This window comes from Sphingobacterium gobiense (assembly GCF_002980575.1).
Taxonomy (GTDB): Bacteria; Bacteroidota; Bacteroidia; order Sphingobacteriales; family Sphingobacteriaceae; genus Sphingobacterium; species Sphingobacterium gobiense.
Window position 1 is genome coordinate 1868435 of record NZ_PVBS01000001.1, and the last position, 12252, is coordinate 1880686.

The 12252-nt window shown below is 40.0% G+C and carries 10 protein-coding genes; 5 read left to right on the plus strand and 5 right to left on the minus strand.

Annotation, left to right across the window (positions count from 1 at the left end; all coding sequences use genetic code 11):
* Window positions 1-41 precede the first annotated feature (41 nt).
* Entirely contained in the window at window positions 42-1052 is a 1011-nt protein-coding gene (locus C5749_RS08325) for a hypothetical protein (RefSeq protein WP_245893660.1), read from the plus strand.
* 13 nt (window positions 1053-1065) lie between these two features.
* Here the strand turns inward: C5749_RS08325 and C5749_RS08330 are convergent, their stop codons facing one another.
* The gene (locus C5749_RS08330; protein WP_105724748.1) at window positions 1066-3000 is read right to left on the minus strand and encodes an LTA synthase family protein; all 1935 of its coding nucleotides are present in this window, start codon (window positions 2998-3000) and stop codon (window positions 1066-1068) included.
* Between the two features lies 1 nt (window position 3001).
* A complete protein-coding gene (locus C5749_RS08335; RefSeq protein WP_105724749.1) occupies window positions 3002-4876 on the minus strand; it encodes an LTA synthase family protein in 1875 nt (624 codons plus the stop codon).
* Between the two features lie 142 nt (window positions 4877-5018).
* Here C5749_RS08335 and C5749_RS08340 point away from each other — a divergent pair, with 142 nt between their 5' ends.
* The 4 genes from C5749_RS08340 to C5749_RS08355 all read left to right on the plus strand — a co-directional run bounded on the left by C5749_RS08340 (window position 5019) and on the right by C5749_RS08355 (window position 9464).
* Window positions 5019-7637, plus strand: a complete 2619-nt coding sequence (locus C5749_RS08340) for a valine--tRNA ligase (RefSeq protein ID WP_105724751.1) — start codon at window positions 5019-5021, stop codon at window positions 7635-7637.
* 90 nt (window positions 7638-7727) lie between these two features.
* Window positions 7728-8480: an isocitrate lyase/PEP mutase family protein gene (locus C5749_RS08345; RefSeq protein ID WP_105724753.1), complete on the plus strand. Its 753-nt coding sequence runs from the start codon at window positions 7728-7730 to the stop codon at window positions 8478-8480.
* A 471-nt stretch (window positions 8481-8951) separates the two neighbouring features.
* Window positions 8952-9227 carry a hypothetical protein gene (locus tag C5749_RS08350; RefSeq protein ID WP_105724755.1) on the plus strand — a complete coding sequence of 92 codons (276 nt, stop codon included), beginning with the start codon at window positions 8952-8954 and terminating at the stop codon, window positions 9225-9227.
* A gap of 33 nt (window positions 9228-9260) precedes the next feature.
* Window positions 9261-9464, plus strand: coding sequence for a YqaE/Pmp3 family membrane protein (locus tag C5749_RS08355; RefSeq protein WP_105724757.1), 204 nt, complete (start codon window positions 9261-9263; stop codon window positions 9462-9464).
* Between the two features lies 1 nt (window position 9465).
* Here C5749_RS08355 and C5749_RS08360 read toward each other — a convergent pair whose 3' ends face one another.
* From C5749_RS08360 to C5749_RS08370, 3 genes are all read right to left on the minus strand, one after another.
* Window positions 9466-9909 carry a PepSY-like domain-containing protein gene (locus tag C5749_RS08360; protein WP_105724759.1) on the minus strand — a complete coding sequence of 148 codons (444 nt, stop codon included), beginning with the start codon at window positions 9907-9909 and terminating at the stop codon, window positions 9466-9468.
* A 78-nt stretch (window positions 9910-9987) separates the two neighbouring features.
* Complete coding sequence (locus tag C5749_RS08365; protein WP_105724760.1) at window positions 9988-11268, minus strand: sensor histidine kinase; 1281 nt, start codon at window positions 11266-11268, stop codon at window positions 9988-9990.
* A gap of 4 nt (window positions 11269-11272) precedes the next feature.
* Window positions 11273-11944 carry a response regulator transcription factor gene (locus C5749_RS08370; RefSeq protein WP_105724762.1) on the minus strand — a complete coding sequence of 224 codons (672 nt, stop codon included), beginning with the start codon at window positions 11942-11944 and terminating at the stop codon, window positions 11273-11275.
* Window positions 11945-12252: the final 308 nt, after the last annotated feature.

Consider the following 12252-nt stretch of genomic DNA (forward strand, 5'->3'; position numbering starts at 1 on the left):
CTTTTTTCTGAGACAAGTTTTCTTAGTCATACACCCCGTTCATGAAACAATTTCTACGCATCATAGCTTTTCTTACGTTCTTATGTTGTAAGAGCGCTTCTATATCCAATGCACAAGAAATCGGATTAGAAGTCGATTTTTTTGGCTACGCGGACAACAGGGAATACAAATCCATCTACACGGAGGACAAAACTTTCTTTGGCGTCATCTTATCCCCTAAACTTTATTTTGAATTGGACAGCAACCATCGTGTTTACGGCGGGCTTCATTACAACCAGGATTTCGGTATGCATAGCGAAAACAAAGAACGTGTGTCCCCTATTGCCTATTATAATTTCAAGAACAAAAATATTGATTTTGCTCTAGGTCTCATGCCGCGCCACGAACGGCTGGCTGACGTCCCCAGAATGATATTAGCGGATACGTTTATGTATGACCGTCCGAATATGGAAGGCATGTATTTTGCATTTCAGAACCAACATATCAAGCAAGCTATCTATATCGATTGGCTGAGCAAACAAAGCCCGCAACATCGTGAACGTTTTATTGTTGGACTTTCCGGGAAATATACTTTTGGGAATTTCTATGTGGCGGATGATGCACTCCTCTATCACAATGCATTGACTAGCAATGACGAAATAGAAGAGCATATTCAAGATAATGGAATAGTACTTTTAAGGGTGGGCGCCGACTTAAGTCATAAGACTTTTTTGGACTCCTTGACCATAGATGCCGGCGCCGCCGTTGGTTTTGACCGCGTACGCACAGAATACGACCTCCGCGTAGCCAAAGGCTTTATTTCAAATGTTCATCTGGGCTACAAACAATTTTTCTTAAGTAACACCGTATATCTGGGGGATCCACAGCATCTCCCCAATGGCGATTCGTTCTATCACCGAGACACCTACAATCGCCTTGATTTAGGCTGGACACCTTTCAGAAAGCGAAATCTGGAAGGAAAATTTACAGCTTCTTTCCATTTCGCTCCTGATCAAGTCAGTAACCAGCAAGCTTTTACCCTGCGATATAGGTTCGGCAAAATATTGCTTTAATATACAGGTTCTCTTAAGGTGCAACCAAATCATCATGGATCATACGGTTATTGTATTGCTGGATAAAACCCCTCAGGCGCCGTTCCAAGCGATCGACAGCTTGGGGGTTGGCTTGCAATAAATCGTGCTGCTCAAAACGGTCTTCTTTTAAATTGAACAGGGAAAGAGGCTTCTCTCCATCGTGCGTCATAAAATAATCGTCTTGAAAGAAGCAATAGGTACCATTAATGTTATTGACGAGAAAATTATTCCTATCATCGGAAAAAGCATCAAAACCGAAAGAAAAATACGGCTTATCATAACCGAGATAGTTCATGACAGTCGGCATAATATCAATCTGTTGTACCAATTTATCCGAGACTCCCCGCAAGTTTTTATCATCGGGATGATAGAAGATAATCGGAATAGCCACACTATTGGCTGATGTTTTGTATTCGGGCAAATGGCTTACCGTAGCATGGTCTGCACAGATTACAAACAATGTATTTTTAAACCACGACGTTCGCGAAGCGGTTTTAAAGAACTGCCGTAAAGCGTAGTCCGTATAACCCACGGGCTCTTGTACTGGAAGCGGCCCTTTCGGAAATTTACCTTCATATGGAGTGGGTACCTTAAAAGGATGGTGAGACGACAGAGAAAAAAAACCAGTAAAAAAGGGCTGCTGAAGGTTATTCAATTCTTTCGCCATAAATTGCATAAAAGGTTCATCCCAAATTCCCCACATCCCATCAAAATCCTTGTCATTATTGTATTCGCTCTTACCAAAATAGCGCTGAACCCCGGCTAGTTGCATATATGCCGAAAAGCCCATACTACCATTCGGTGCGCCATGGAAAAAAGCCGTTTCATATCCTTCATCGCCCAATAACTTAGCCATACTTGTTGTCTTATTTCCGGAATAGATGGACAATACGAAAGGCTCGCCTATCGATGGAATCCCGGTAATAATCGACGGTAGCGCATCAATGGACTTCCGTCCATTCGCAAAGGATCTGGAAAACGTATAGGATTCCGCAATCAGCGAATCCAAAAATGGTGTATACCCCTTGTAATTGCCGTTTTGTATATCTTTATTCAGCGCTCCGATATGCTCTTTCGCAAAGCTTTCCAAAATCAAGATCACCACATTCATTCTCTTAAAATCAGCGGTATCATTTGGTTGATGAATAACGGGGTAAATCTCCTTTAGTTCTTCTTCCGTATAATAATGAACTTCCTCAAACTGGACAGCTTTCAACGTTTTCAATATACTAAAAGGCGTATTCAGTACAATATTCATCTCTTCGGGGTTACGTACATAATCGCCGGCATTGCTCAATGTAATTGGACGTGTGCTATGTGCCCATCCCCCACGCACCCCTCCTACAAACAGAAAAGCCACCAACAGAAATAACGCGGCATGGGCAGTATAAAAACGAAAAGAAAGCTTCTCCGGGCGATACACAATAACAATACGTGCAATGGCCCGTACCACAAACACCAAGGCAATAAATAACAGCACCAGCCCCCAGTACCCCCACACGAAATCAAAAGCCAACTTGCCAAGATTCTCTTCGTTAGCAAATTGACTGAACACTGTCCCTGTTGTTCTTTTTAAGGTAAACGGATAATACGCATAATCAATTAGGTTTAATGCCACTCCGAAACTATTCGTAATGATAAATAGCCATTGGGCGATTTTTTGATAACCGCGCGCATACTTAAACGAGAATGGTATTGCCTGCATCAAAATATAGAGAACATTTAGATATAATAAAGCTACCACATCAAATTTAATCCCCCCCCATAGCATAAGAAAGAAATCGTCCGTCTTTACGTTGGAGAACAACGAACCGTTGTAGATATAGAATCCGACTCGCAACAACGCATATAAAAGTAACAACAGCAGAAATTGAATCGTCAATAACCAGAAGGTATTGACCAAGTTACGAGATAACCTATACTTCATATCAATAGCTTAAAAAGTCATTAAAAACAGTGTGGTAATACCCCTTGGCAATCTGCATCAAACTATCACGTAATCTTATGCTATCTTTAGGAAAAGTACTATAACCGATATCACGTCGCAGCATGTCGTAACTGACAGTTCCATCATTATTGATGATACCGAAGTTTCCATTTGCATTATAAAAAGCCATATGTTCTCGATTTTTCGAGAACAGGTCTTGCGAATATTTAAAACGTGTCGATGACACCCCCACAAAATGAGCCAACGTACCGGCTATATCCAACTGGCTTACCACATCTTCTACTTTCTTACCGCACCACTCCTTTCGTAAAGCTCCCCCAAAAAGAAAAAGTGGAATATGATAGCGTTCCGGTCTTTCTAAGCCATATTTCTCCAATGGATAAACATGCCCGTGATCGGAAGTCACGACGACGATCGTATTCTCATACCAAGGTTCAATTTTTATCTTTTCGATAAACGAACATAGCATGGTATCTGTATAATACGCCGTACTCCTATAGGCATTAGCCTTTGTGTTGTTTCCAAAATGATAAGCCGACGACAAATGAAAAGGCTCATGGTTCACCAACGTATAAAATATACTAAAAAAAGGTTTCCCGTCTTCTTTCAAATCTTCTAACATCCTCTCAGCTACCACATGGTCGTATGCACCCCATGAATTTCGTTGTACTGTTATCGGGAAATCTGTATTGTCCACTACCCGCTGGGTTCCGTGTGCGAACATATAGGATTTAAAGTTGTAGAACTCACTGTGCCCACCGTGATAAAAAGAGGTCGCATATCCCAATGAGTCAAAAATTTGCCCTATACCTGGCAATTTTTCATGTTTGGGTATATGTTGAATGATACTTTCTGGACCTTGGGCAGGAAAACCACTTAAAACCGCGATCATTCCCTTATCAGAACGATCGGCCGCGGCATACGCCCTACGAAAGGAGACACCTTCGTCCATAAGCCTTTTCAAGCCCTTAGTCACATCTTTTTCTCCTCCCAGATCTTCAAAAATTTGCGCAACCATACTTTCCAGTATAATCAGAATTACGTTCGGTCTGTTGGTGGTCAAAACCTGTTCTATACTATCAACATTGGGTCTTTGGGTAGATGGACATAGACGATATGCTTCTTCTGCATCCATAAACTGATAGGGGTTTTTCTTCGTGCTCTTCGTTAAGTCCTTAAAAAAAGACCAATATGTATTAACAGCCAAATGATTAGCCTTATTATCATCTGAAAAATAAACAGAGCTTTGGTTTAGTGTTTGACCAACATACCCTCCTCGTATAAATAAAAACAAAACCGCAGCTCCTGCCCAAAATAACAGAACTGTTCGTTTTAATGGTTGCTGGCTGTATTTCTGTCGCGGCAATACAACGGAACGATAAAAACAATAGGCACAGGCCAGAAAAATAAATGCTACAAATGCAGCTTGTCCTATCATCTCCAGATCCACTGAACTGGAAACGCCTCCAATAGTATCCAGTCCCAATAACAGTGCCCGCTTGCTAATTTTCTCTCCCCAAGCTTCGTATAACGGTAAATTTGCTACGGTAACGGCTACAAATAAAAAAGTAAGCAATATAACATATACACGCAAAATCCAAGGAGAAACAGGGTTTCGTAGCCATAAATGCTGCACGGTGAAGACCAAAAAAGGTAATACTGTTAAATAAGCTGCCAGCGAAAAGTCGAGCTTTAAACCATATAAAAAAGCATAACCTATATCCTTAATATCTTCTATCTTATAAAGAACGGCTACAGCAAATGCTATTCTGTCCAAGAACGAAAGCAATAGCCAATAACAAAACAAAGCAAGAAAAAAAGATGATGCAGACTGTTGAGCCAGCTTTTTTTGCATAGTGTTAAATATAAGCTAACAATAAATTAATATAAAATTAATCGCAAATTTACATTATTATTCGGAATACGCGTCGTCCGATATTCGCAATCTGCCCTTAATTCCGTATTTTTGCGTTTCGATTTTTGAACGATCTACAATCATGAGCATAGCAAAAACTTATAACCCAAAAGAAGCGGAAGAAAAGTGGTACTCCTATTGGATGGAGAATGGCTTTTTCCGTTCTACACCTGATGAACGTGAACCGTACACTATTGTGATGCCGCCACCGAATGTCACCGGTGTTTTGCATATGGGCCATATGTTGAATAATACCATCCAAGATGTATTGATTCGTCGTGCGCGCATGCAGGGTAAGAACGCTTGTTGGGTACCCGGTACGGACCATGCCTCTATCGCTACCGAAGCCAAAGTGGTTGCTATGCTTAAAGAGCGAGGCATCGATAAAAAATCGTTGAGCCGCGAGGACTTTCTGAGACACGCTTGGGAATGGACAGAAAAATATGGCGGTATTATCTTAAAACAATTAGAAAAATTAGGTGCATCTTGTGATTGGGAGCGTACTAAGTTTACCATGGATCCCGATTTATCCGAAGCGGTTATCGACACGTTTATTAAGTTTTACAAAGACGGTTATATTTACCGCGGTGTCCGAATGGTGAATTGGGATCCACAAGGAAAAACTGCGCTTTCAGATGAAGAGGTTATCCGTAAAGAAATCAACCAGAAATTATATTACATCCGCTATAAAATCAAAGATAGTGGAGATTATATTATCATCGCCACCACGCGTCCAGAAACAATTATGGCAGACACAGCCGTTTGTATCAATCCTCATGATGAACGCTATCAGCATCTCAAAGAAAAAACAATTCTTGTTCCTTTAGTGAATCGCGAAATCCCTATTATCCAAGACGAATACGTGGAGATGGAATTCGGTACTGGTTGTTTAAAAGTAACTCCTGCGCATGACCTTAACGATTACGAGTTAGGGCAGAAACATAACCTCCCTGTTATTGATATTTTGAACGATGACGGGACATTGAATGAAAAGGCACAAATCCTCGTTGGTGAAGACCGCTTTATAGCACGTAAGAAAATCGTAAAGTTGTTGGAAGAGGCTGGTCAGATTGAGAAAATCGAAGACTATAAATCGCAAGTAGGCTTCTCCGAACGTACCGATGCAGCTATAGAACCCAAGCTCTCTATGCAATGGTTCTGCAAAATGAATGAATTGGCAAAACCTGCATTAGAATATGTAGAGAACGGCACTATTAAATTAATCCCTGAAAAGTTCTTTGCTTCCTACAAGCACTGGATGGAAAACGTAAAAGACTGGTGTATTTCCCGTCAATTGTGGTGGGGGCAACGTATCCCAGCATGGTACAATGACAGTAATGAGTGGGTGGTAGCTAAGACAGAAGCGGAAGCTCAGGAAGCTTTTGAGGCAGACGGCAAGTCTACAAATGGTATCCGACAAGAAGACGACGTTTTGGATACATGGTTTTCATCGGGCTTGTGGCCGATGTCTGTATTCGACGGTGTACGTCATCCGGAAAATGAAGATTTCAAATATTACTACCCTACCAATGATTTGGTAACCGCGCCGGAAATTCTATTCTTTTGGGTAGCACGTATGATTATTATGGGGCACGACTACACGCAGACACCTCCATTCCGCAATGTATATCTTACCGGAATTGTTCGGGACAAATTAGGTCGGAAAATGTCCAAATCATTAGGTAATTCACCCGACCCCATTGAGCTGATGGAACAATATGGTACTGATGGGGTACGCGTAGGTATGCTTCTCTCCTCTCCTGCGGGCAATGATCTCATGTTTGACGTTGCTTATTGCGAACAAGGGCGGAACTTTGCTAATAAAATTTGGAACGCCTTCCGTTTGGTAAAAGGTTGGGAAAGTATAGATGCACCGGCTACTTCGGCACAAAAAACGGCTGCACTATGGTTTGAAAACCGTTTCAACCAAGCGATAGCCGAAATTGATGAACATTTTGCGAATTATCGTCTTTCCGATGCTTTAATGGCGACTTATAAATTGATTTGGGATGATTTCTGTGCTTGGTATCTTGAATTGGTGAAACCAGCGTATCAAACGCCGATTGAGAAAGAAACGCTGGAAAAGGTTAAAGTTCTTTTTCAAAATGTCTTGACACTCGCACACCCATTTATGCCCTTCCTGACAGAAGAATTGTGGCATGATGAATTATTTGGCTCACGTGATGCTCAAGATTGCGTTATCGTGGCACAATATCCTACCGTACAAGCTTACGATGAGCAAATAATCAAAGAATTTATCATTGTACAACAAATCATTTCGGAGGTACGCAATGTGCGAAACTCCAAGGGGATGTCACCGAAAACGTCTCTGCCCTTAGCCATTAACGGAACAGAGATTGATTTCAAGAAGTATCAAGATAGTATTATCAAATTAGCGAATATTTCGGAGCTGAATTTTGTACAAGAGAAGATAACGGGGGCTATAAGCTTCCTAGCCGGAAAGAATGAATGCTACGTAAAATTGGATACCGGAAATATAGACGTGGAAGCGGAACGTGAACGCATTACAAAAGAGATAGCTTATCTTCAAGGGTTCTTGGTTTCTGTAGATAAAAAGTTGTTGAATGAGCGTTTTGTACAGAATGCCAAACCCGAAATTGTGGAGAACGAACGTAACAAAAAAGCCGACGCCGAAGCAAAGATTACGATTTTAGAGGAAAGTTTGGCTGGGTTACGGTGATATTAACATTAAAGCATGTCAAAGCAATGAAATCAAGTAAATAGAAAACCAAATGGCCTCTCTGCTGTTCTTATAATAAAACACATTATTATGTCGCAGACTATTTTTAAACAGCTTCATCAGGAGAAATCGATATTAATATTAGGAAACGTATGGGATGCCCAAAGCGCGAAAGTAGCGCAAGACGCCGGCTTTACAGCGTTGGGAAGTTCTAGCCACGCCATTGCTAATCTTTTAGGATATGAAGACGGAGAACAGATATCGATAGACGAGATACTGTTTATGGTCGAACGTATCGTTAAGGCTGTCGATATTCCCGTGTCGGTAGATTTTGAAGCCGGTTACGCTGATGATCCGGATACCGTTGCAGAACATGTCCAACAGCTGGCAGACATAGGAGTCGTGGGAATCAACCTCGAAGACGGAAAAGTCATAAGTGGTAAACGAAAGCTATTAGATGCACCATTGTTGGCCGATAAGATACGTGCAATCAAAGCCGCTACCCCCGACATATTTATCAACGCCAGGGCTGACACATATACAACAGAACATCCCCAAGCTCTGGAAGAATCTATTAGGCGGGCTGCGTTATATCAAGAAGCGGGTGCGGACGGACTTTTTATTCCGCTTGTAGAAACAAAAGAAGATATCGAAAAATTAGTTGCGTCTACGCAACTCCCACTCAATGTTTTCTTAAGCGATAAATTACCTGATTTAGAAACGCTACATCAATGGGGAGTGAAACGACTAAGTCACGGAGCAAAAATCTATGAATGGTTGGTAGCAAAGAACGCAGAGGTATTTCGGTATTTTGTGAATGAGCCGAGGCTTCCCTCATCGTAAACAGCACTAATACAAATCAATAAATAGGGATTTTAGTTCCCTATTTTGATTTTTTCATCCTTTCTAATCTCCTGATGGTATATCAAGGTTTACAAAGTTTAAAGACAAACAATATAAAACCGACTATAAACATCAGGAACGATTCATTTGGTATCATCCCCTGTTGTATGCTTTCTTGGCTTCCCTGAGGTACGTCAAAATTCTCTTCCATAACCTAATTCATTTGATGTTTCTACATCTCGCTTTTCTAATAGGGAGACGAAGCTACCCCGCTTTTTGTAGCACTCATGTCCTCCTTAGAACAATCATCCCCGAAAAATGTTTTAAATTAAAATATTTTCGCCGAGTGGTAGACTACTTTTACCGAGAAATGCTGTTAGTATACCTATTCTATATCGTGTATCTCTACCAGGCAACTTATCTTTGGAGTACAAACAGAGATAAAAATAACAACATTAAAAAAACAGAATCATGGAAACAAAAAAAACATACACATTAAACAGCGGGAGCATCTCCGACGCATTTCAAAAAATTATTGACTGGTTTCAGGAAAACAAGGTCAGTGTTACTTCAAAAACTGGTAAAGAATATATTAAACTTCCATTCATCATCGCTTTTATTGTAGCTATACTTGTTCCATTCGCCCTCGTTATCGGTATTATTTTAGCTTTGGCTTTTGATATAAACATTACTTTCGAACGGATCAGCAAAAAAGAAAAATCTGTTCACGACCACAAGCGTTGTTAAATAATTAAAATACAAAACATTAAACAATACGTTATGATATTAATCGCAGTCTTGTTCCCTTGGTTATCCTTTTTTTTAAGAGGGAAAATATTAATTGGTTTTATCTGCCTTATTTTGCAGTTTACGTTAATCGGGTGGCTTCCAGCAGCGATTTGGGCGGTGGCTTCCCGTATTGACGGAAAAAATAAGAACCGCATCCGCCGGTTAGAAAGACAGATGCAGCGTCCGGGAGCATAACTTAGTCATCTATCCTTATAAATTTGCCTTCGTTTGTAAATTCCAAATCAAGTCCGTTTGAAATCTCAATTTCATACCCATTCCTATTCTTCACTATTCCTTTCACGAACGTATTCGGAAAGCTCTTATGGATATATTGAGTAATTGTCGCCGGTATAAGTATCGCTGGCACAGGACTTCCTTTCATTTCCACCTTTTTCCACGCTCCGTCGGCATCAAACTCGATGTTCGAGCCACTTCTTAAGGTGACTTCATATTCCTTCTTAAAAAGATATTCGGTGTCCATCGAAACCTTAACGACCTCTTTCTCTGAAAAATGCTTTTTCACAAACGCTTGCGCTTTAGCAGGCAACCTCGTAAACGATACGGCTTTGTCCTGAGCAGGAGCGGTTGTTATCGTAAACAACAATAATACAGATAAGGTTATTTTTAATAGCGATTTCATGCCAAATACGTTTTTAATAAAACAAAGATTTCAATTGATTTAGGAAACTTTTGGGAATGAGGCCATTTCACCTGTTCATCATGATTTTTCTAAAGAGAAAATGTGCCAATTTTCCTCAAAGCGATAATCAATTGACAACTCAGGATAGGTATCTACGATAGATTTCACAATGGCAAGCCCCAGACCAGTTGATTGACTGTCTTGCGTGCCTTTATGAAAGCGGCTGAAAATCTTCTTTTGTTCCAGCGGAATTTGATCCCCCGTATTAGCTAACGAAAGTTGATTCTTCCTTATGCGTATGGATATGATTCCACCTCTTATATTATATCGTAAAGCGTTCCGGAATAAGTTTGAGATTAATACAAGCGCCAAATCTTTGTTCATCGACACATCAAAAACTGCATGCTCTTCCACTTGCAACGTTATATCTTTAAAAGATAAAAAATCCTTATAGTCTTCGCTGATCTCCTTTACGAGCTGATTTAGCCCAATCCGATCAACATCCTTATACTGTTTATTCTCAATCCTCGATAACATCAACAATGCTTTATTCAAGTTTACAAGTCGCGTCAACGACGATTTCGAAGCCGCTAGCTGCGTCAGTTGGCTTTCAGACAGTAATTCATCCTCCATCAACATTTCCAATTTATTAATCGTAATAGCCAAGGGCGTTTGTAACTCATGGGCTGCATTCTCAATAAACCGCTTTTGTTCATCAAATACCTCTTCATTTCGACGCCACATCCGGTGTATTTCTTTATTTAATTGATTAAATTCCACAATATTCGTGGATAAAGCTTTCAAATCATCTTTTTTTCCAAAGCGGTAGAGATTTAGGTTTTCTAAAATGATATTAAATGGGCGCCAAGCTCGTCGAAGAACTAATTCATTTATTAAATATACTCCCAAAACAAGCACAAGATATAATACGATGAGCGCTGTGGTCAGATTAAGTATCAAATCATCTTCCTCTACCGTAGAGGTACGGATTTCCAGATGATATGGTTTTTGGTCTGGTGCATAAAATCCCGTTCGCAAGACCCTATAGGGCTCCATCTCGTCATCATAGGGCATATAGAAAAACTCATTGTTCAGTTGATTCTCTTCCGAAAAATTATCCTCCTCGCTAACTGGCGTAATTCGGAATTGGTTGATACCATAATTATCTGTTTCCAGCAATTGGGGATCCTCATAAACCGCTCTTAAAATTAATATCTTTTGGTTTTTCAGTCCATCGTCTACATTGTCGTATACCTCTTCCAAAATAAAAGCGTAGAACAAAGCTGCCCAAATGGTAATGATCATCAAGAAAGCAATACTCAAATAACGTAACGTATAATTCTTAAGAGAGACTTGCATCGTATTATACCATTTTATAGCCCACGCCGTAGACGGCTTGAAAATCGACTTCTGCTTGGTAGTTTTTTAGTTTTCTTCGTAAGTTCTTTATTTGGGAATAGATAAAATCAAGATTATCCGATTGATCGGCATCATCACCCCAAACGGCTTCAGCAAGCGATGTTTTCGTAATGAGTTTTTCCGGACGAATCATAAAATAATATAATAAGTCGTATTCTTTTCGGTTTAATTGTAATTCATCCGTTCGCACAAGAACTTTACGTTCTTCTGGGAATAATTTAATATCTTTAAACTGAATGGCCTGTTCACCGTGATGGTTTTTCCTTCGGATTATTGTTTTTATACGGGCCAGTAGTTCCGCCAGATGAAAAGGTTTTGCTAAATAGTCGTCTGCTCCCAATTCCAATCCCTCTACTTTGTCCTCAACGGAATCTCTAGCCGAAATGATGATGACCGAGCCATCTTTTCCTAATGCTCTCAGTTCAGTTAGCAGCTGCATTCCGGTGCCACCAGGCAGCATTATATCTAATAACACGCAGTCGTAGTCGTAGTTAACCAATTTAGCTAACCCGTTAGCGTAATCATTAGCGATTTCCACCATATATTTTTCGCCCTCGAGAAATGATTTTATCACGTCGCAGAGGTCGGCTTCATCTTCTATAATTAGTACTTTCATCGTTAAACTAATCTACGATATTACGGACATAATTAGGAAAGATTTTGGAAATTCATTCCATGACACCCTAAAAACAAATTTTTAACTTTATTTCTTGACGTTTTTTTTAACTCTTTTATCGTCAATAGTTCGCAAACCTTATCTTTGTTTGTAACTTATTATTAGCAATAATTATAAGCAGTAATAAACATTTCAACTCTTTTGGCGTTTGTTGATAAAGAGGAATACAGGATAGAGTCATAGAAAACTTAATAGAAAATCACTTTGAATCGGTTCGGACGAATAGCTTTAAAAACAATATTATGGGT

Coding starts and splice junctions, on each gene's coding strand:
- C5749_RS08325 (WP_245893660.1), top strand. CDS start 42: ATGAAACAATTTCTACGCATCATAGCTTTTCTTACGTTCTTATGTTGT.
- C5749_RS08330 (WP_105724748.1), bottom strand. CDS start 3,000: ATGAAGTATAGGTTATCTCGTAACTTGGTCAATACCTTCTGGTTATTG.
- C5749_RS08335 (WP_105724749.1), bottom strand. CDS start 4,876: ATGCAAAAAAAGCTGGCTCAACAGTCTGCATCATCTTTTTTTCTTGCT.
- C5749_RS08340 (WP_105724751.1), top strand. CDS start 5,019: ATGAGCATAGCAAAAACTTATAACCCAAAAGAAGCGGAAGAAAAGTGG.
- C5749_RS08345 (WP_105724753.1), top strand. CDS start 7,728: ATGTCGCAGACTATTTTTAAACAGCTTCATCAGGAGAAATCGATATTA.
- C5749_RS08350 (WP_105724755.1), top strand. CDS start 8,952: ATGGAAACAAAAAAAACATACACATTAAACAGCGGGAGCATCTCCGAC.
- C5749_RS08355 (WP_105724757.1), top strand. CDS start 9,261: ATGATATTAATCGCAGTCTTGTTCCCTTGGTTATCCTTTTTTTTAAGA.
- C5749_RS08360 (WP_105724759.1), bottom strand. CDS start 9,909: ATGAAATCGCTATTAAAAATAACCTTATCTGTATTATTGTTGTTTACG.
- C5749_RS08365 (WP_105724760.1), bottom strand. CDS start 11,268: ATGCAAGTCTCTCTTAAGAATTATACGTTACGTTATTTGAGTATTGCT.
- C5749_RS08370 (WP_105724762.1), bottom strand. CDS start 11,944: ATGAAAGTACTAATTATAGAAGATGAAGCCGACCTCTGCGACGTGATA.